The organism is Planctomycetia bacterium, from assembly GCA_021413845.1.
GTDB lineage: Bacteria > Planctomycetota > Planctomycetia > Pirellulales > PNKZ01 > PNKZ01.
Genome location: JAIOPP010000075.1, coordinates 85,677 through 105,977 on the forward strand (window position 1 = coordinate 85,677; position 20,301 = coordinate 105,977).

Annotated in this window: 18 protein-coding genes and 2 pseudogenes; 12 read left to right on the top strand and 8 right to left on the bottom strand. The window is 60.5% G+C overall.

From position 1 onward, the window contains the following. Positions 1-11: 11 nt before the first annotated feature. The 4 genes and pseudogenes from K8U03_13700 to trpE form a co-directional block, all read right to left on the bottom strand. Positions 12-1,256, bottom strand: a complete 1,245-nt coding sequence (locus K8U03_13700; GenBank protein ID MCE9605946.1) for an HD-GYP domain-containing protein — start codon at positions 1,254-1,256, stop codon at positions 12-14. A 247-nt stretch (positions 1,257-1,503) separates the two neighbouring features. After that, positions 1,504-1,812 (bottom strand): antibiotic biosynthesis monooxygenase, encoded by a 309-nt coding sequence (locus tag K8U03_13705; protein MCE9605947.1) that lies wholly within the window; start codon positions 1,810-1,812, stop codon positions 1,504-1,506. A gap of 133 nt (positions 1,813-1,945) precedes the next feature. Then, positions 1,946-2,680, bottom strand: coding sequence for an FKBP-type peptidyl-prolyl cis-trans isomerase (locus K8U03_13710; GenBank protein MCE9605948.1), 735 nt, complete (start codon positions 2,678-2,680; stop codon positions 1,946-1,948). A gap of 277 nt (positions 2,681-2,957) precedes the next feature. Then, positions 2,958-4,513, bottom strand: a pseudogene (gene trpE / locus K8U03_13715) (anthranilate synthase component I). Between the two features lie 312 nt (positions 4,514-4,825). Here trpE and K8U03_13720 point away from each other — a divergent pair. The 6 genes and pseudogenes from K8U03_13720 to hisB all read left to right on the top strand — a co-directional run bounded on the left by K8U03_13720 (position 4,826) and on the right by hisB (position 10,415). Continuing rightward, complete coding sequence (locus tag K8U03_13720; protein ID MCE9605949.1) at positions 4,826-5,335, top strand: UvrB/UvrC motif-containing protein; 510 nt, start codon at positions 4,826-4,828, stop codon at positions 5,333-5,335. A 138-nt stretch (positions 5,336-5,473) separates the two neighbouring features. Further along, positions 5,474-6,475 (top strand): annotated as a pseudogene (locus tag K8U03_13725) (protein arginine kinase). Between the two features lie 11 nt (positions 6,476-6,486). Beyond that, positions 6,487-6,789 carry a hypothetical protein gene (locus tag K8U03_13730; protein MCE9605950.1) on the top strand — a complete coding sequence of 101 codons (303 nt, stop codon included), beginning with the start codon at positions 6,487-6,489 and terminating at the stop codon, positions 6,787-6,789. 326 nt (positions 6,790-7,115) lie between these two features. Next, complete coding sequence (gene hisD, locus K8U03_13735) at positions 7,116-8,489, top strand: histidinol dehydrogenase (GenBank protein ID MCE9605951.1); 1,374 nt, start codon at positions 7,116-7,118, stop codon at positions 8,487-8,489. Positions 8,490-8,635: 146 nt separating this feature from the next. Next, entirely contained in the window at positions 8,636-9,694 is a 1,059-nt protein-coding gene (gene hisC, locus K8U03_13740; GenBank protein ID MCE9605952.1) for a histidinol-phosphate transaminase, read from the top strand. A gap of 127 nt (positions 9,695-9,821) precedes the next feature. Continuing rightward, entirely contained in the window at positions 9,822-10,415 is a 594-nt protein-coding gene (gene hisB, locus K8U03_13745) for an imidazoleglycerol-phosphate dehydratase HisB (GenBank protein MCE9605953.1), read from the top strand. A gap of 22 nt (positions 10,416-10,437) precedes the next feature. On the opposite strand, the gene tatC is transcribed toward hisB, so the two are convergent. After that, complete coding sequence (gene tatC / locus K8U03_13750; GenBank protein MCE9605954.1) at positions 10,438-11,592, bottom strand: twin-arginine translocase subunit TatC; 1,155 nt, start codon at positions 11,590-11,592, stop codon at positions 10,438-10,440. 213 nt (positions 11,593-11,805) lie between these two features. On the opposite strand from tatC, the gene K8U03_13755 reads away from it, so the two are divergent. The 5 genes from K8U03_13755 (at position 11,806) to K8U03_13775 (ending at position 16,281) form a co-directional block, all read left to right on the top strand. Beyond that, complete coding sequence (locus K8U03_13755) at positions 11,806-12,765, top strand: class I mannose-6-phosphate isomerase (protein ID MCE9605955.1); 960 nt, start codon at positions 11,806-11,808, stop codon at positions 12,763-12,765. Positions 12,766-12,991: 226 nt separating this feature from the next. After that, on the top strand, positions 12,992-13,258 hold the full coding sequence (locus K8U03_13760; GenBank protein ID MCE9605956.1) for a hypothetical protein: 267 nt from the start codon (positions 12,992-12,994) through the stop codon (positions 13,256-13,258). A gap of 151 nt (positions 13,259-13,409) precedes the next feature. Continuing rightward, the gene (locus K8U03_13765; protein MCE9605957.1) at positions 13,410-13,685 is read left to right on the top strand and encodes a membrane or secreted protein; all 276 of its coding nucleotides are present in this window, start codon (positions 13,410-13,412) and stop codon (positions 13,683-13,685) included. Between the two features lie 192 nt (positions 13,686-13,877). Then, positions 13,878-15,338, top strand: a complete 1,461-nt coding sequence (locus K8U03_13770; GenBank protein ID MCE9605958.1) for an rRNA pseudouridine synthase — start codon at positions 13,878-13,880, stop codon at positions 15,336-15,338. 67 nt (positions 15,339-15,405) lie between these two features. Beyond that, complete coding sequence (locus K8U03_13775) at positions 15,406-16,281, top strand: dihydroorotate dehydrogenase electron transfer subunit (GenBank protein ID MCE9605959.1); 876 nt, start codon at positions 15,406-15,408, stop codon at positions 16,279-16,281. A gap of 115 nt (positions 16,282-16,396) precedes the next feature. Here K8U03_13775 and rpsT read toward each other — a convergent pair whose 3' ends face one another. Together rpsT and K8U03_13785 are read right to left on the bottom strand one after the other, a co-directional pair. Then, positions 16,397-16,672, bottom strand: a complete 276-nt coding sequence (gene rpsT, locus K8U03_13780; GenBank protein MCE9605960.1) for a 30S ribosomal protein S20 — start codon at positions 16,670-16,672, stop codon at positions 16,397-16,399. Between the two features lie 156 nt (positions 16,673-16,828). Then, complete coding sequence (locus tag K8U03_13785; GenBank protein ID MCE9605961.1) at positions 16,829-18,253, bottom strand: tetratricopeptide repeat protein; 1,425 nt, start codon at positions 18,251-18,253, stop codon at positions 16,829-16,831. Between the two features lie 197 nt (positions 18,254-18,450). On the opposite strand from K8U03_13785, the gene cobA reads away from it, so the two are divergent. Beyond that, positions 18,451-20,034 carry a uroporphyrinogen-III C-methyltransferase gene (cobA, locus tag K8U03_13790; protein MCE9605962.1) on the top strand — a complete coding sequence of 528 codons (1,584 nt, stop codon included), beginning with the start codon at positions 18,451-18,453 and terminating at the stop codon, positions 20,032-20,034. Here the strand turns inward: cobA and K8U03_13795 are convergent. Continuing rightward, entirely contained in the window at positions 20,031-20,213 is a 183-nt protein-coding gene (locus K8U03_13795; protein MCE9605963.1) for a hypothetical protein, read from the bottom strand. The genes cobA and K8U03_13795 overlap by 4 nt on opposite strands. Between the last annotated feature and the right edge of the window lie 88 nt (positions 20,214-20,301).

Genomic DNA, 20,301 nt, shown 5'->3' on the forward strand with positions numbered 1-20,301 from the left:
GCGCCGAGTTATCAGACGAGCATCGGATCCAACTGATTGATCGGACGCGCTCGTTGGATGTCTAAGAACGGCCTGACGTCGACGCCGTTGACCGAGACGATATCGATGTCCGGATAGAGGGCGAGATCGATTTCCTCTTCCGTCGGGTTCGCGAACCGTTCGCCGGTCGGAGTGCGCATGCACTGCACTTTCGGGCTCACCGGTTGGCGCGGATTAAAGTCGACCACGACCGCTTCGATGCCGTTGGAAAGCGAAACGGTTTGGCCGATCGGGAACGGCGGAATCACTTCGTAAAACGCTTGCTCGACCAGCGGATCGAACGCCCCGCGGCAGACCGTGCGCATTTCGTGCAGCACTTGGACCGACGGTTTCGCGTCGCTATAGATCCGCTTGCTGGTCGCGGCGTCGTAGATGTCGGCCATCGTCGCGATGCGGCAGAAGATCGGAACTTGCCGACCGACCATCGGCGGAAGCTTTTCGCCCGTCCGCTGATCGACTCGCTCGGGGTAGCCCTTGCCGTCCCAGCGTTGATGATGATGCAACACGACTTGCGCCGCGGCCGGAGGGGCCTGACCATGCAGCATTTCATAGCCGACGGTCGGATGCGACTTCATGATTTCGTATTCTTCCGCCGTCAATCTGCCGGGCTTGTTCAAAATTTCGGAAGGAATGCGCATCTTGCCGATGTCGTGGAGCAAGCAGCCGAGGCCGAGATGGCGTAAATCTTTGGCGTCGCGCGGCTGGAGCAGGCTTCGTTCTTGGATGAGGTAGCGTTCGAGTCGCATCCCGACGAGCAACGCCACGTAGCAGACGTTCGTCGAATGGCTCATCAGGTAGTTGTCGAAGGCGTCGAGCTTCTGCAGCATCACGCTGCCGAACGTGCTGTTCTTGAGAAAATGGAACAGGCCCGAGATCGAGCTTTGGAAATGCGAGAGGTCGATTTCGACGACCGCATTCCGCATCACTCCTTCGAAGTTCTTACGGACCTGGCAATAGAGCTGACGTTGCTGTTCGCAAAGCTCTTCGTCGATCACGTTTTCGAGAAATTCGAGATCGCGGCAGCGGACCCAAACCTCGTGGATGCCGAGTTGCTTGAGCCGGGGCTTCAAGTCGAGCGGGATTTCGATGTCGCGTTGCAGTAAATAACGATGCGGCGACGTCGGCAGCGGTATCGGCCGCGCCAAGATCATGCCTGCTTCGATATTTTCGACCGCTACGCGTAACATAATCGCCGGCGCATAAAAGTGCGCATCCATTGCCGAATGCCCCGCCTCCATGCATTCAACCCGAGCAAACCTAGCTCATATTCGTAAGGCTGACGGCGGTGCAAGCCGGAACGGAAAGAAAATCGACCCTTTCGACTAGCCTTTAAGGCGTTGATAAGGCGCGTGGTGCGGGTTGTAGCGGTCGCGCAGCCGATTTTCGTTAGCGCACGGTTTCCGATCGATGCACTTTCACCGATCCGACGCCGGCCGATCGCGATCTCTCTACGCGCTGTGGCGACTAGGCCGGTTCTAGAACCTGCAGCTTCGTGCCGAGCACGAGCTTTTTCACGTTTTCGCGGTAAGCGAGCATGTGCGGAGCGCCGATATGCGCTTCCAAAGCGGGTAAATCGCGCCATTTCTCGACGACCGTTACCACGTTCGGCCGGAGCGGGATCTGCGCACCCAGGGAAGTCTTGAGGTCGACCGCCGGGCCGTATTCGATACAACCGTCTTCCGCATGCACGAGCGGCATCAGGGCATGAAACGCGGCCAGAAACGCATCGCGAGCGTCCACGGCGAGCTCGATCGTGGCAAGAACATGGATCACGAGGAAAACCCGGAGTGAAATTGGAAAGGGGAAGGCAAAAATGCCAAACGATCGAACAAGGCCGGCGTTCGGTGCTGCGGTCGCACCGAACGCCGGCTGTTAGCTCATCGAGTCTTCAGCAGACGATCGACCGTTACTTGCCGGCTTCCACGGCGATGAGTTCGATCTCGAACGTCAGGAGGGCGTTCGGGCCGATGCTGCCGTCCGGTGTGCCGCGGAGTCCGTAAGCGCGACTGCCGGGGATGTAGATCTCCCACTTATCGCCGACCTTCATCTTTTGCAGGATCTCGGTCCAGCCTGGGATCACGCCGTTGACGGGGAACGTAGCGGGTTGGCCTCGCTCGTACGAGCTATCGAACACTTTGCCGTCGAGCAGCGTTCCCTTGTAGTGCGTGGTTACGGTGTCGGTCAGCTTGGGCGTGGCGCCGGTCCCTTCCTTGACGACCTTATATTGCACGCCGCTTTCGAGCGTCTTGACCCCTTCTTTCTTCCCGTTGGCGGCTAAGAATGCGGCGCCTTCCGCGTTGTTCTTCTCGCTTTGTTCTTTGAGTTGAGCGTTTTCCTTCAGTTGTTGCGCTTCGCTGAACTCTTTGATCACGGCTTGCATCTCGGCATCGCTCAAGGCCGACTTCGCCCCGGCGAGGCCGTCTTTCAGGCCGGCGGTGAACGTTGCCATGTCGATTTCCATCTTATCCTTCGCCATCTGCTTGCCCATGTTCTGGCCGATGATATAGCTGACCTTCGACTTAAGATCGGGCAATTGCGGAGCGGTGCTCGCGGGAGCGGCCGGCTCTTGAGCCAAGACGAGAACTGCGGTCGAGCCGATCAACGCCAAACATGCGACGGCGACCGTATGGATACGTTTCATGACGGAACCTTTCGGTGGGACGAAAACGAGGGGGCGCGCGGAAACGAATAAAGCGGCCGCTACTCGCCGTGCGCGTCGAGCCGCAACCAAGCGGGATATTCTATAAGCCGGGAAACGCCGAACCTAGGGGGAAATCACTTGGCAATCGGGAGCCCGGCAAAACGGACTTGGGCAGACAATTACAAGACGGTATGCCCACAAGGCACTCCCGCTCCGCCTCGTTTGTAGTTGCCGGACAATTAAAATGCCGGCGTAGCGGCGCGCATTGAACGGCGAATTACTTGATTCCCGCGCGCAGCTCCGTGATCTCGATCGCTTTCAACATCCCGCGCGCTTTATTGAGCGTTTCTTGGTACTCGCTCGCGGGCACGCTATCGGCCACGATCCCCGCTCCGGCCTGCACATAAGCGTTCGTGCCTTGCACGACACACGTACGCAGTGCGATGCAGGTGTCCATATTGCCGTTAAAGTCGACGTAGCCCACGGCTCCCGCGTAAGGGCCCCGGCGATGCGGTTCGAGTTGATCGATGATCTGCATGGCCCGCACCTTCGGCGCGCCGCTCACCGTGCCGGCCGGCAAGCAAGCCTTCAGCGCATCGAACGAATCGCGTCCCGGCGTGAGCTTGCCGGTGACGTTCGAGGTGATGTGCATCACATGGCTGTAGCGTTCGATCACCATGACGTCGCTTAGTTCGACGGAGCCGTATTGTGCGACCCGCCCCACGTCATTGCGTCCGAGATCGACGAGCATCACATGCTCGGCGATCTCCTTAGGATCGGCTAATAATTCTTCGGCCAAACGGCGGTCTTCGGCTTCGTCATGCCCGCGAGGTCGCGTACCGGCCAGCGGGCGGACCGTAACCAGACCCTCGACGACGCGCACCATGATTTCCGGCGAGCTGCCGACGAGCGTCACTTCGGGCAACCGCAGGTAAAACATGAACGGGCTCGGGTTCACGACCCGCAGCGTGCGATAAAGCTCGAAAGCCGGCGCGGTGAGCGTCGTCGCAAGCCGTTGGCTAAGCACGACCTGAAAAATGTCGCCTGCCCGAATGTATTCTTGACACTTCTCGACGGCCGCCTCGAAGCCTTGTTGCGTGAAGTTCGAAGTGTACGGCAGTTGCGGCAGCCCGCCGACTTCGATCTCGGCCGGCCGGAGATCGCCGGCGGCATGCATCAATAGTTCCGTCAGATCTTCGACGCCCCGGCGCGCTTCATCGTAAGCGGCCTCGAGGTCGACCTTGCCGGGCGCAATTTCCGTAGCGGCCGAGTTCAACACGATCGCCGCCGGCTTATCGACCTTCGCCAGCGCAATGACCGTCATCGTTTTGTCGACGTTGTCGAACACCACCATCCGATCGAAGAAGGCGAAGCTCAAGTCGGGCAGATGCCGATCGTCGGTCGGAGCGTTCGGCAAGTTCTCGACGTAGCGGACGGTGTCGTAACCGGCGTACCCGATCGCTCCGCCGGTGAAGGGGGAAGCTCCGGCAAGACGGCCGAACGAAGCGCATCGACGCGCGATTTCAACTCGGCTAGAGGATCGTCGCAGGTAAATTCCGTAACGAGCGGCCCGCCGCGTGTGTAGTCGGTCACGCGGACTTGCTTGCCGAATGCTTCCAGCAACAGAAACGGCCCGGAAGTGAGAAAGCTGTAGCGGCCCACCTTCTCGCCGCCGACGACGCTCTCGAACAGGCAAGCGCAGGGCCCGAAATTGATTCGATGAAACGCACTTACCGGCGTCAGCGAGTCGCTCAGCAGCTTGCGATAGACCGGTACGAGATGGACTCCCTCCGCCAAGGTGCGGAAGCGGTCGAGCGCGGGCTTGCAATGGATCACGGCGGAGACTCTCGCGGGGGTTTGGCAATCAGCTTAATCGCTCGTCGCCGGGCGGACAACCGGCCGCGGCGTATCTTGCCGTGCCGCTTAGAGTTGCGGCACGGCTCGGGCCGACGGCTGCAATTGACACCCCCGGCCTCACTGCTAGAATTTTCGAGCGGTCGGGCTCTTTCTTCGTGCTACCGATGACAAGCGTCGTCGTGGCGAGGTTCGTCCGCCCGTGAGTTCCGACGTAAGTCGTGTGCTCATCGACCGTTGTTTGCCGCAGCTTGGTCTCTGACTCCCAAACCCTGACTCCCGACCCCTGCCATGAAGTGTCAGAAGTGCGAAAAGCCTGCGACCTTTCACATTACCGAGCTTGCCGGCGGTAAGCCGAAGGAACTGCACCTCTGCGAAGAGCATGCCCGCGACTATCTCGCGGAGAACGATGCCGCGGAAGAAGCTGCCCCGGCCGGCGAATCGCTGTCGCAGCAACTAGCAGTCGGGCAGACGGTCGAGCAACTCGCCAAACTCGATAAGCAAGCCTGCCCAGTATGCGGGATCACGTTCTTCGATTTCCGCAGCAAAGGCCGACTCGGCTGCTCGCACGACTACGTCTGCTTCGAGAAAGAGTTGGAGCCGCTGTTGGTAAACATCCACGGCGAGACGACGCACACCGGCAAACGCCCGAAGCGTTCGCAAGGCAACACGGATCGCCTGACCGACTTGATCCGGTTGCGTAAGGAATTAAAGACCGCCGTGCAGGCGGAAGACTACGAGAAGGCCACGAAGATTCGCGACGAAGTGCGACGCTTGGAAGGGGAGCGCAAGCAAACCTGACGACCGCTTGCAGAGTTCGATTTGTCCGGCATTCGCGCTTCTACGATTTCGAGAAACGGAACGACTGTGGATCTTGATGAATTAGTTCGATCGACCGGTGAATGGCTACGCGGCTCGGGCCCTGAGTCCGACGTGGTGATGAGCAGTCGCATTCGCTTGGCCCGCAACTTGGCCGACTACCCGTTCATCAGCAGGGCGACCCCTGCCGATCGGGTCGAAATCGAGAAGTCGGTGCGCGAGGGAATTCGTCGGCTCGGCGATCAGTTTCACGTCACCTATGTCGACGTCTCGAAATTGGAAGGGCTCGATCGACAGTTCCTCGTCGAGAGGCAACTCATCAGCCGCGAGCATTCCGAAAGCGAAGGGGCTCGCGGTGTCGCGATCGACGACAACGAACAAGTCAGCCTGATGATGAACGAGGAAGATCACCTCCGAATTCAGGTCTTGAAGTCCGGTTTCGATCTCGCGGCCGCTTGGCAGAAGATCAACCAAATCGACGATCTCGTCGAGTCGCAAGTCACCTATGCCTTTCACGAGCGGCTCGGCTACCTCACGGCCTGCCCGACGAACGTCGGCACCGGCATGCGCGTGAGCGTGATGCTGCACCTGCCGGCGCTCGTCATCACGAAGCAGATCGATAAGCTCTTCCGCTCGCTGCAAAAGATCAGCCTCGCCGTGCGCGGTCTATACGGCGAAGGCTCGCAAGCGATGGGAGACTTCTACCAGATCTCGAACCAGATCACGCTCGGCCGTGCCGAAGAAGACTTAGTGAAGCAAGTCAGCTAAGTCGTGCCGAGCATCATCGACTACGAACGCAAAGCGCGCGATTTCTTGGTGCGCGAGAGCAAGCAAAACTTGCACGATCGGGTCAGTCGTGCTTACGGCATCCTCCGCACCGCCCAGACGATTTCAAGCGAAGAGACGATGCACTTGCTGTCGAGCGTCCGCATGGGAGTGAATCTCGGGCTCATTCCCGAGCTTGAGATTCCGACGCTCAATCGGCTATTCATCCATACGCAGCCGGCACATCTGCAGAAGCTCAACGGCTCCGAACTCGACACGGCCGACCGCAACATCGAACGAGCCCGCTACCTGCGGCAACATCTGAACACCGGCAACGGCTCGGCGGAAAAGAACTAGAGCGAACTGCAATGCGTCGGCAACGTGGTTTGAAAGTCGTCGGTGCATTGCTCGCCTGGTGGTGGTTGACCATGTTCGACGCTTCGCCCAATACTTTTTGGGAGCGCCACTCGTTCGCCGGTCCGTTCGCCCTCCTACATCATTCCCATACGTCTCAAGATTTCTGGATCGCGATCGTACTCTTTGCTACGATTCTGGTTCCTGCGCTGGTGTGGGCGTGGAATGACTCGAAGATCGCCCTTACGCTGGCGATTTTGGCCGCCGGCGGAAATATGTTTCTGTCTATTCAATACGCGCTGTCGGCCGGCTGTTAGCCGTCGGGCCGTCTTTAAGTTGGTATCCTCAAACCGAGTTGGTACCCGTCGGCCAACAACCGGTATGCCATCAGCCGGAACGCGTTAGCGTCCGGTCCCGAGCATTCCGGCGAGTCGAAGCCTAGCAATCACAACATGCCGGACCGGACGCTAACGCGTTCCGGCTAATCGGACGCGAACGTCTGCCGGGGAAACCGTGTCTCACTCCGGCCGATCGCCGCAGTCGCCCGACGTTTGGAGGCCCTTTGCGGCTTTCGGCCCGTCGATCACAATGAGACGGTCGCTTTCGTTCCGAACCGTTTCCGCTTCCGCCGCTCCGAGCCGTCATGACCGACGCACTAAAGATCCGCAGGATAGACACTCGCGAAGGAAACTCGCTCGCCGCGCTCGATGAACTTCGCGCGCGCTTGAGCCCGCGCGGCGACATTGTGAGCGAGGCCGGACGGAAGAAGACGATCGAAGTCTTCGGCGAGCCGCTGTCGCCGCGGCAAGTGGTCGAGCGAATCTGCGGCGATGTTCGGACCAAGGGTTTGCCCGCGCTGCTCGACTACACGCGCAAGCTCGACCGCGCAGAGCTGACTGCCGCAACGATGCGCGTCTCGCCGGGCGAACTCAAAGCGGCACACGCTGCCGTCGAGCCGGAGTTTCTCGCTTCGGTCCGTCGCATTCGCCGTAACATTCTCGATTTCCAAGAGGCGATCCTGCATCGCGATGTGCGCATCGAGCGCCCGCATAGCGGATATCTACGGCAGCGCTATTTGCCCCTGGCGCGCGTCGGGCTCTGCGTGCCGGGCGGGGCGGCTTCGTATCCGTCGACCGTGCTCATGACGGCGGTTCCCGCGCAAGCGGCCGGCGTGCCGAACATCGCGGTCGTCGCACCGCCGACGAAGTTCGGGGCCGAGAGTCCGTATATCCGCGCGACCTGCCATGAGCTCGGCATCACCGAACTCTATCGAATCGGCGGTGCGCAGGGAGTCGCGGCGCTGGCGTATGGGGTCGAAGGAATCGAGCGCGTCGATAAGATCGTCGGGCCGGGGAACTCGTTCGTTGCGCTCGCGAAGCAGCATGTCTTCGGCGACGTCGACATCGATTCGATCGCCGGCCCGAGCGAAGTCGTCGTCATCGCCGACGAGACGGCCCGTGCCGATTTCATCGCTTCCGACATGCTCGCGCAGGCCGAGCACTCGCCTGGCTCCAGCATCTTGCTCACGTGGGATGCGAAAGTCTTGGAAGCGACGCAACAGGAACTCGAACGGCAACTCACGACGCTCGAACGAGGCGACTTGGCCCGAGCGGCGCTCGAAGAATACGGCTTGATGATCCTCGTGCGCGATTCCGACGAAGCCTGCCGCTTAGCCGATCTCATCGCGCCGGAACACTTGCACCTCGACGTCGCCGAGCCCGAGCCGTTGCTGGAGAAGATTCCGCACGCAGGGGCGGCGTTTCTCGGCCACTATGCGCCGGTCGCCGTCGGCGACTATGCGGCCGGGCCTTCGCATGTGCTCCCCACGGGCGGCACGGCCCGATTTGCGAGTGGCCTCTGTGCGAATGATTTTCTCCGCCGCACCAGCGTCATCAGCGTAACCAAAGAAGGACTCAACGACTTGGCCGACGACGTGCGTCGCCTCGCCGACGTAGAAGGGCTGACGGCTCATCGCAGCTCGATCGACGTCAGGCTGCGCCCGCGTAATGACGAATGAAGAAGTTCGAATGACGAAAGAATGACGAAGCATTAATGACGAATGGCCTAGCGATGTTCCGAAGCCCCTTTAGAGCTTCGTCATTCGAGCTTCGACATTCGTCTTTGTCTCACCTGACCTCTGACCCCCGACCCCTCTCCGCTCCCATGTCTTTCTTCCGTCCCGCCATCGATGCGATGACCCCTTACGTTCCCGGCGAGCAGCCGCGCGAAGGATCGAAGGTCGTCAAGCTGAACACGAACGAGAATCCGTATCCCGCGAGTGCCGCGGTCGCTCGGGCCGTGCAGTCGGTCTTGGAGCGAGGGTTGCAGCGCTATCCCGACCCGCTCGGCACGGCGTTTCGTTTGCAGGCCGGCGAAGTGCTCGGCGTGCCGCCCGATTGGATTCTCTGCGGCAACGGCAGCGACGAAATTCTTACGCTCGCGACTCGCGCTTTCGTCGGCGAAGGAGAACTGCTCCGGTTGCCGTATCCGTCGTACATTCTCTACAAGACCCTCGCGCAGATTCAGGGAGCTCGTAGCGAAGAAGTTCGCTTCGGTGCCGATTGGTCGCTCGGCGCCGATTTCGTTGCCGCCGCCGAAGGGCTTAAGCTCGCCTTCTTGCCGAACCCGAACAGCCCGTCGGGCACGGTGATCCCGCCGGCGCAAGTGCTGGAACTTGCCGAGCGGCTGCCGTGTCCGCTGTTGGTCGATGAAGCGTATGTCGACTTCGCGCAAGAGAGCTGCATCGAACTAGTGAAGAAGTCCGAAAAGGTGCTCGTCTCGCGCACGCTCAGTAAGTCGTATGCGTTGGCAGGGCTGCGGTTCGGGTATGTCGTCGCGCAACCGCACATCATCACGGGCCTGCGAAAGATCAAAGATTCATACAACTGCGATGCTCTATCGCTCGCCGCCGCGACGGCAGCGGTCGGCGATCAAGCTTGGCTCACGGCGAACGTCGCGAAGATTCGTGCGTCGCGCGCACGGCTCACCGCGGCCGTTCGCACGCTCGGCTTTACGGCTGTCGACAGCGAAGCCAACTTCGTCTGGTGTACGCATCCGACACGACCGCTGAAGCCGCTCTACGAACATCTCAAACAAAACGGCATCCTCGTCCGCTTCATGGTCTATGCCGGTTGGGGCGAAGGGTTGCGCATCTCGGTCGGCACCGATGAACAAATCGATATTTGCTTGACGCTGTTGAAGGAAGGGCTTGCGAAAGAGTAGCGTTACATCAGCGATTTTCGGGGCCGCTCGACTAACCGTCAGAATCGGAAAAGTCCGGCGTCGACCGCATGGTAGAATTGGCGTTCCCGGTTCACTTCGTTTTCGAACACCCCGTTGTCTTCAGCTCATGCTTCGCCAAGCCCACATCCAACGTAAGACCGCCGAAACCGAGATCGACCTCGAACTCACGCTCGACGGTTCCGGCAAAGCCGACATTCAGACAGGCGTCGGTTTTATCGACCACATGCTTACGTTGTTCGCCAAGCACGGCGCGCTCGATTTGAAAGTGCGCTGCTCGGGCGATCTACATGTCGACCAGCATCACACGGTCGAAGACGTCGGTATCTGCCTCGGCCAAGCGATTCGTTCGTCGCTCGGCGACAAGGCCGGCATCCGGCGCTACGGCCACTTCACGTTGCCGATGGAAGAGACGCTCGTCACGACCGCGATCGATCTCAGCGGCCGCTATTATCTCGTCTTCAATTCGCCGTTTCCCACGCAGAAGATCGGCGACTTCGACACCGAACTCGTCGAAGACTTTTGGCAAGCGCTGGCGGCGAACGGGCTGTGCAACTTGCACGTCATCCTGCACCACGGTCGCAATAGCCACCACATCAGCGAAGCGATCTTCAAGTGCGCGGCGCGAGCTTTGCGCATGGCCGTCGAACGAGACGAACGAACGACCGGCGTGCCTTCAACGAAGGGCACGCTTAACAGCTAAGCCGGGTCGAAGGACGCGCCCGTTAATTCTTCGGCAGATACTTCGCCAACAAAATGCCTAAGAAGTACAGCACGGTCAGCGGCAGCGCCATCAGGAAGATGCTGTAGGGATCGGCCGGCGTCAGGATCGCCGAGATGACGAAGATGACGAGCACGGCGATGCGCCACTTCTCCAAAAACACGTTGACGGAGAGGACCCCGATACGCTCGAGAAACAGCATCACCAGCGGCAACTGAAAGCTCACGCCGAACCCAAGCGGCAACAGCAGCACGAAGCCGAGCCATTCGCTGATCTTTGGGTCGGGATCGATCCCGAGCGACTGATTGAAGCCGAGCAAGAAGTTCAACACCGGCTCGAAGACGAACAGATAGGCAGTCGCGGCCCCGAGAAAGAAGAGCCCCAGGCTGAACGGTAAGAACATGTAAACGTATTTTCGCTCCGTCGGGTAAAGGCCCGAGGCGACGAACATCCAGATCTGATAGAAGACCCAAGGGCTTGAGACGAGCACGCCGACGACGAGCGCGGCCTTAAGCCAGACGGTGAACACTTCGCTCACGCCGGTTCCTTGCAGCTTGAACCGTGGATCGCTATCGAGCGGGTGCCAGAGCAAGAGCGGCGCTAAGTTCGCACGGTTGTAGCGCGACGGCGGTTCCTCAGGCGTCTTCCCATCGGCAGCCTTCGGCTCATCCGGCTTCACCTTTTTCACGTCGCCGGGAACGAGATCCGTAGGGTTCGCTTCCGTGGTCTTAGTGGCGTCTTCGCCCCCTCCCGGCTTGGCCGCCGCAGGAATTCGCAGCGAGTCGAGCGAGTCTTGAAGCGTCGAGGGATGGACGAATTCCAACTCGAAGATCAGCTCTTTTTCCTCTTTGAGTTGCGGTCGAGCGATCCTCTTAACCTCGTCTAAGGTGTAAGGAATCGGTCTGCCGATGGCGGTTTGTTCTTGCGACCACTTTTCGTATTCCGCTTCCGCAGCGGTGCGGTAGTAGTCCTTCAAGGCGATCTTGAGCGGCCGTTCGATCATCGCGACGACGTAGTCGCCTAAGAAAAAACCGCCGATCGTGCCGATCACCAGCCCGACGATCGCCCTCCAGAGGCAAACTCGCAACTCTTCGAGGTGTTCCCCGAAGGTCATCGTCGTTTCGGCGAAAAGGTCGTCGTCGGACTTCTTGGCGGGCATGACGTGGGGCGGCCGATCGAGGAAGGATTGCTTCAGAGGGTAGGCCGACGAGCGGTGGGCGACGGCAATTCGTTCCTAGAGTTCCATCCCGGTTTTCCTGCCGAATCGGCAGGAAACGCATAGTGATGGTCTTTCTAAGAAGAATCTCGATAATAACAGCCGATCGACCGACCGACAACCAACCGTGATCCGAGTTTGCCCCTCGAATTTTCGATGAAAATCACATCGCCACTTCGCTTTCGCCCGGTTCTCAAGCGCGCCTTGTGGGGCGGCCGACGGCTCGGGGAAGTCCTACGCAAACCGATCGGTGCGGAAGCGGACTATGCCGAAAGTTGGGAAATCGTCGACCATGGGCAAGATCAGAGCGTCGTCGACGCCGGGCCTTGGGTCGGTCGCACGCTCGGCGAACTGACCGCGAACGAAGGGGAATATCTTCTCGGACGCCATCACCCTCAAGCTCGCTTCCCGCTCTTGTTTAAGTTTCTCGATTGCCGCGAGAAGCTTTCCGTGCAGGTTCATCCGGACGATGCTTGCGCGGCGCTGCTCGATCCGCCCGACCTCGGCAAGACGGAAGCTTGGACGATCTTGGATGCCGTACCCGGTAGCTTGATCTATGCCGGATTGAAACGCGGCTTCGACCGTGCGGCACTCGCGCGGGAAGTGAACCGCGGAACCTGCGATCTCACGCTCCATTCCTTCGAGCCGGCCAAAGGAGAATGTCTGTTCTTGCCCGCCGGTGTCGTCCATGCGCCGGGCGGAGGGCTTCTTATCGCCGAGATTCAGCAAGCCAGCAACACGACGTTCCGCCTCTTCGACTGGAACCGCACCGATGCCGCCGGCCGCGCGCGCCAACTCCACATCGATCAAGCGCTCGATTCGATCGACTATGACTACGGGCCCGCTCTGCCGCAAAGTCCTCGCCCCACGGACGAGCGACAAGTCGAACGACTCGTGACTTGCGAGCAATTCATCTTGGAGCGGCTGTTGCTTACGGATCCGTATGCGATTCCGGCCGACGAGCGGTTTCGAATTCTCGCGGTCGTTTCCGGCGCTGCGATGATCGGCGCAGAAACGTTCGCCGTCGGGGAGACCTGCTTGGTTCCGGCGTCGCTCGGCGGCGTGACCATCGTGCCGCAAGGACAAGCCGTCGTCCTTTCGGCATTTCTTCCCTAGCTCCTGTCGACCGGCGCTCACCGCTACAACCGGCGCAATGCTAACGGCGCGACGTCATAAGCGGCGTCTCCGGCGAACCATTGAAGTCGAATTCTCCGCCGGACGATGCCAACCTCAGCGGCATTGCCGGCCCTCTCAGGCGCATCTGAAGGTCGGCGATTCCGGTCGAACGCTCGAAGATCCGCACCCTTGGAAGGGTGCGAGCCGCGGCATGAGGAAGACCTCGATGGATCGAATCCTAAAGCTATCGTTCATCGCCATCACGCTCGCATCTGCGACGGGCTGCCCCGGCACCGGCAAGCCGCAACTGTTTTCGCCGTTCGGCCCCTCAGCCAAAGCGCAGCGCGTAGAAGCTCAGCGATTCGATCCGTATCCCGAAACGAACATCGGGCCGCGCGTCGAAGGGGGACGTCCCGATGGCTACACGGCGCCTCCGCCGGAGACGCAACGAGGTCGGCCCAATCAATGGAACGCCCCGGCTTACGGGAGCTAGCCGGCGGTTCGCTGAGGCTGATTCTCGCGATCGAGGCCCAATGGCTTCGCCGGCATCACGACGCCGGCAGAAACATCCCTTGGGGTAGGTCGACGCTTCGCGTATAGTCCGCGGCCCTTGGTTGCCGTGACATGCTCGGAGGAGAACCGCGATGGCTCGCGTCGAAAAATTTGTTTTGCTCGTCGCGCTCGTCCTGTCCGTAGCGGGCTGCCGAGGCAATCCGCAATTCGGCACGCCGAAATTGCTCGAACCGGCCGGCTCCGAAACGTATCAGCAAACGCGAGCCCAACGATTCGACCCCTATCCCGACACGAATATCGGCCCGAATGTCGAAGGGGGGCGACCCGAAGGCTACACCCAACCTCCTCCGGAACCTGCGCGCGGGCGGGCGAATCAATGGAATGCCGCCCCTGCTTTCGGCAGCTAAGCGGGCCGTCGGCGACGATTCTCGATCGGTTCTTAGCCGCTGAGCGATTCGAATTCGCCCCTGGGTGTCGGGGCGGCAGCGGATTATGATGGCGTCTTCGTCTTGAGCGGCCGGCGTTTCTGCGCGGTTGCTCTTTCTGCGTCGTGCCTTGGTGCGCGTCGTGCGCCCCCCATCATTCGTCTGAGCATTGCCATGTCGTTCGACAATAAGAAGCCGTCGCGTAATCCCCGCTCGTTGCAGCGAGGACCCTATAAGAAGCCGCAGCGCCGCAAGCGTTCGAGCGGCGCTCGCTCGGAGGGGGACGTTGCCGACGGCATCCGCTTGCAAAAGGTCATGGCGGCAGCGGGAATCGGCAGCCGGCGGCACTGCGAAGAACTCATCGAGGCAGGCCGGGTGCAGATCGACGGCAGTACGGCGAAAATCGGGGCTAAGATCGACCCGGCGAAGAACGTCGTGCGGGTCGACGGCGAGATCGTCAAAGCGAGCGCCGAGCCGGTTTACTATTTGGTGAACAAGCCGGAAGGGGTCGTGAGCACGAACAACGATCCGTCGGGCCGGCCGCGCGTGATCGACCTGGTGCCGATCACCGATCGCGAGCACTTGTTCACGGTCGGTCGCCTCGATCTTTCGAGCGAAGGCTTGATCCTCGTCACCAACGACGGCGAACTTGCCAACCAACTCACGCACCCACGCTACGGTGTCGATAAGACCTACCTCGCGCTCGTCGCGGGCCAACCGGACCAGTCCGTGTATCAGAAGCTTCGCCAAGGGGTGCATCTCGCCGAAGGGACGGCGCGTTGCGTGAGCGTTTACGTGAAGCGCGCTTTGCCGCAGAGCACGCTGCTGGAGATCGTGCTCAACGAAGGAAAGAATCGCGAGATTCGCCGCATCCTCGCCAAGGTCGGGCACAAAGTTCTCAAGCTCAAACGTTCGGCGATCGGCGACGTTACGTTGCATGGTCTCAAGCCGGGCGAATATCGCAAGCCGACGCGCGAAGAACTCAAATCGCTGCGCGAAGCGATGCACAACAAGAAAGTGCCTCGCCCGATCAAGCCGGCTGCCGAGCAGAACGAAGATGACGAAGATAAGTTGACGGCCGGCCCGATCGTGGTTTCCCCGGCTAAGCCGAACGGGCGATCTTCTCCGCGGCCCGATGCCGATGAAGACGCCCAGCCGAAGCGCCCGTACTCGCCCCGGCCCGAGGCCGTTCGCGTGACGGGGATTCGCCCCGACAAGCGTGCGGTGGAGGGGGCAGGGGGTAAGAAAACTTCGGGTGCTGCTGGAAAACAGAACGACGGACAACGGAGTAAGCCGGCATCGAAGGGGAAATTCGAAAAGCGTCCGTTCAGCGCTCCGCCGACGACGAGCCGACGCGAAGACGGCGGCGGGGCAGGGCGGCGCGATCGTGGGAATCGCGCGGCGGCGTCCGGTGCGCCTGCGAAAAAACCGTTCGGCAAGAAGTTTGCCGCAGGACGCCCTGCCAAGACCCGACCGGAAGGGAATCGCGACAGCGGATATTCGACGGAAGCGACGCCGCGGCCGACGAGCGACGCCGGCTTCCCCGGCAAGAAACGCTCGAAGCCGGCCTTCGACGATCACAAGAAGAAAAAAGGACCACCGCCAAAAGGCTTCGGGACGATCATCGGCGATTAGAAATCGGTGACCGATTCCGTTCAGCTGGCCGGTGCATCGGGAACGACTAAGCAGGAGCAAACGAGCCTTGGGTACGCACGACGCTTATTTCTCAGATCGAGCCTGTCACCAAACCGTAGTCGTCGTCGAGAACGTCCGCCTCGCGCGCGACACTTACCGAGTTCGGTTTCATGGTTCGGAGTTGGCACGGCGCGTCGTGCCGGGACAATTCCTCATGCTCCGTTTGCACGGGCTCAATGATCCTCTGCTCGCGCGGCCGCTAGCGCTGTACGACACGGTCGTCGACGATCGGGGCGAGCCGATCGGGGTGGATGTCGTCTACTTGGTCGTCGGTAAGATGACGTCGCGCCTCGCACAACTCGGCCCCGGCGCAAAGCTCGACGTCTGGGGGCCCCTCGGCAATGGGTTCGACCCGGTGCCGACCGATCATTTAATTATGGTCGCCGGCGGGATCGGGCAAACGCCTTTCATGGCACTGGCTCGTGAGCAGACCGGCTTACGAGCCTACGGCGAGCCGCGCCGCACGGCAGGATCCGCCTCGCGAACGACGCTCTGCTATGGAGCGCGCAGCAAAGAGTATTTGGCCGGAGTCGACGATTTCCGTGCGCTCGGGATCGATGTTCGCATCAGCACCGACGACGGCTCTGCGGGGCATCGCGGTTTCGTAACGGAGTTGCTTCGTCAAGCGCTCGATGAGACGGCCGCCGCTTCGCAAACGGCGCACGTCGTTTGTTGCGGGCCGGAAAAGATGATGGAAGCGGTCGCGAAACTGACCGGCGAACGCAGCGTCGCCTGTCGCCTCTCGCTGGAAACGCCGATGGCTTGCGGCATCGGCATCTGCTTCAGTTGCGTCACGAAAGTAAAAGACGACGACGGCAGTTGGGACTACCGGCGAACGTGCGTCGAAGGGCCGGTGTTCGATGCGCAGAAGATCTTGTTCTGAGATCTTATTCCGACCAGCCGCAAAAGTAGAAATGCAAAAGGCAAAAGCAGGAGAGCGATGCTCCCGCTTTTGCCTTCTGCATTTGGCTGTAAGCTTCCCGCCTTCTCGGCGGCTTCTACTTCTTGGCTTGCTTGGCGGTCTTCAAGGCCTTCGAGAGGCGGCTCTTGACCCGCGCGGCTTTGTTCTTGTGGATCACGCCACGGCTCGCGGCCCGATCGAGCTTCGCTTGAGCGACGACGATTTCGGTCTTCGCGGCATCGACGTTTCCGGCGGCCGTCGAGGCCCGAACCGACTTCACCTTCGTCCGCAACTCGGCCTTCACGGCACGATTACGAATCTTCGCGGCGGTACTTTGCTTCAAACGCTTCTTAGCACTTTGGGTATGTGGCATGGTCTTTGGCCGGAACTCTCAATAAAAAACAGGGCGAATATAAAACCGCAACGCTCGGGACGTTGGACGGGAAACGATGACGAAAAAATACGACCGGGGCAAGTTACGGCTTAGAGGGCCGTCTGCGACCGAGGGCCGTCGGTATGCCGGGATGCGTCATTCCGCATCCGGATCGTTGCCATTCTCACGAATTCGTCCGATCTTGTCCAGTCGTTCCGCGACGTCCTTATAGCCGAAATCCGAGCTTGCCAGGAGGTTGTAATGCTTCTCCGCGGCTTCCCATTCCTTGAGATGTTCGGCAATTCGGCCTGCTTTGTAGATGGCTCCCTTGTAGGCGTCCGGATCGCGCTCGGAAATTTCACCGATCGCGTGTTCGTAGTGCTGCATCGCGAGGCGGTATTGCTTCAAGGCATAAAAGCAATCGCCGAGGGCTAAATAGACCGGGCCCTTACGCTTAGAATCGCTCTTAGCTTCTTGAAAGAGCTTGATTGCGTCGGTGTACTTGTTGGCCCGCTGCAAACGAACCGCTAGCTCGTATTTGAAGCCGAGGTTGGTCGGATACCGGTCGCACCGCTTCCCGTAGACTTCCGTTTCCTTGTTGTTCAATTCGACGCGCATTCGGTTGTAAAGATCGATCGCTTCGGGCGTCCGTTCGGTCTTGGCCTTTTGCTCGGCGATCATCATGTGCTTGCGAGCCTGTCGAAGTTCCGCATCTTCGTACCGCTCTTGAATCATCGGGTTGCCGCCGCCGGAAGCCTCGAGGGCTTTCTTCATGATCGCGGCGGCTTTGTCGAACAACTCATCCTTCATATAAAGGTCGTTGAGCTCGATGTAGTTGTTCATCTCGCTCGGCTCTTTCGCGATCGCACGGATCAGCTTTTCCATCGGCGAGAGGGCGGCCTCTTCGTTTTCGGCCGCGGTGGCGCCGAATTTGTTTTTGCGTACGTCGCGCGCGCTCTCCGCTCCTTCATAGCCGCCCCGATCGATGGTCTTCTTCACCGCCAGGTTGCTCATCGCGCGGAGCGCTTCTTCGTCTTTAGGAATCGCTTTAATGACGCGGTTGAAGCAATAAATCGCGTCTTGATATTGGCCGACGCGGTCGTAGGCGCGCCCCAATAGTCGATTCGCTTCCGGATCTTCCACGTCGGCGTCGAGCGACTGCCGCAGATACTCGATCTGCGCCTCATCGAATTCTTGCGCTTCGCAGGCCCTGGCGATGTCGCCTAAAATCCCGGCGTCCCAAGGGTTGTCCTTCAGCGCTTCCAGGCCGGTCTTGAGGGCTTCGTCCCACTTCTTCTGTCGCATGGAATTCTTCAGCGACATCTTCGCTCCGGCGAGCTTTAAGCCGGCGAGCTTGGCCCCCTTCTTGTTGTTGTTGTACTTCTTGCTCAAGTTCGACAACATCGCCTTCACGTAGATCGGATTGCTCGGATCTCCGATCACGGCCTGAATGTACATGTCGGCGGCATAATCGAAGTTGCCGGTCGCCGAAGTTTTGGTGCCGTGTTCGAAGAACTTTTGAAGGCGCGCACGCACGGCGGGTGCCAGAGGCTGACGTCCCGGTTTCTCGTCTGTAGACATCTGGCAAACCGCAAGGGATGGGGTACGGCGACACGCAACGGCAAGTTATGATAAATGTCGAGCTCGTCGAACGGGCCGCGATTTTATTGCGCACCATCGTCCGATTTCGACACCATCAGCATCTTACCTATTAGCATTATCTTAGCACCGCGCGGAGTCAACACAACGAACCGGAAGCGCCGGCGTCGTTTATCGCCATGAATCCGCCCGCCTCTCCATCCCCCGATCGAAATCCTCCGGCGAGCGATCGGGCGAGTGAAACCGAACTCTATCCGCAGCCGCAGGTCTCGCTCGTCGGGGCCGGCCCGGGCGATCCGCGGCTCATTACCCTGCGAGGGGTCGAGCGTCTCCAGGCGGCCGACGTCGTGCTGTACGACTATCTCGTCAACGCCGAACTGCTCGAACATTGCCGCTGCGATGCCGAATTGATTTGCTTGGGAAAACATGGTCGCGATCGAATTCTTTCCCAGGCCGAGATCAATGCCCGAATGACCGCGGCGGGGCTCGCGGGCAAGCGTGTCGTACGGCTCAAAGGGGGCGATCCGGCCGTGTTTGCGCGCTTCGGCGAAGAGCGGGACGCGCTCGAAGCTGCCGGCCTGACTTATGAAGTGGTTCCCGGCATCACGACCGCGCTCGCCGCCGGCAGCCACGCCGGAATCGCACTGACCGATCGCCACTGTGCTTCGGCCGTGGCCTTAGTCACCGGGCATGAACAGGACGAGCAACAAGCCACGAAGCTCGACTACGGCGCGCTCGCGCAGTTTCCCGGCACGCTTGTTTTCTACATGGGCGTGACCAACGCAGCGGAGTGGACCGGCGCACTCATCGCCGCCGGCAAGCCCGCCTCGACTCCGGTTGCCGTCGTACGACGCTGCTCCTGGCCCGATCAGACGACGCTGATTACGACACTCGGCGAAGTCGCGGCGACGATGCGCGATGCGAAGCTCCGCCCGCCGGTATTGACGATCGTCGGCGAGACGGTCGACAGTCGTTCGACCCACTCTTGGTTTACCGAACGACCGTTGTTCGGGCAGAAGATTCTCGTCACCCGACCGACCGAGCAAGCGACCGCGGTGCGCAATCGACTCCGCGAACTCGGGGCCGAAGTGTTGATTCAACCGGCGATCGAGATCGGTGAGCCCGAGAGTTGGGAGTTGGTCGACGAAGCGCTGCGCAATTTGAAACGTTTCGATTGGATGGTGTTTTCCAGCGTGAATGGCGTGCGAGCCGTGATGGGTCGTCTGCGGCATCTCGGACTCGACGCGCGCAGCCTGGCTCCCGTACGGCTTGCAGCGATCGGTCCCGGCACGGCCGATTGTTTGAATGAGTATCAACTGCGGGCCGATCTCGTACCGCAGGAGTTTCGCGCGGAGGCGCTGGCCGCGGAGTTGGCGGCGGAAATCGTGCGGGGGAGGAGCCGCTTTCTGTTGATTCGCGCGAGCCGCGGCCGAGAGATCTTGGCCGATACGCTGCGCGCGGCCGGGGGCGAGGTCGAGCAAGTCGTGGCGTATCGTAGCACGGACGTCGCCGCGCCTCAGGCGGAGATTGCCGCGGCGCTCGCGGCCGGAAAGATCGATTGGGTCTCGGTCACTAGTTCGGCGATTGCCCGTTCTCTGGCAGTGCTCTTCGGAGATGGTCTGCGTAAGACGAAGCTCGCGAGCATCAGCCCGATCACAAGCGCCGTGCTGCGCGAACTCGGCTATGAGCCGGCAGCCGAAGCGACGACCTACACGCTCGATGGGGTCGTCGCGGCAATCCTAAAAGCCAAGGAGACGAGCTAAGGCAGCTCGCGCAATGTCGTCACGCTCACGTAGCCCAAGAGCAACGAGGCGACCATGAAGCCGTAGTCCATCGTCGGGCTTGCGCTTTGAAACGGCCAGCCGGCGAAAGCATCGGCGGCGAAAATCACGAGCATCGCCAAAGCAACGACCAGACCGATAATCGTGAGAACTTTTAGCATGGGCTGATGTCGGACTCGAAAGGTGGTAACGCGGGCCGAGGTCTCTACCTCGAAGAGGAGGGCGAGAAGCACAGTATAATTGCCGGCT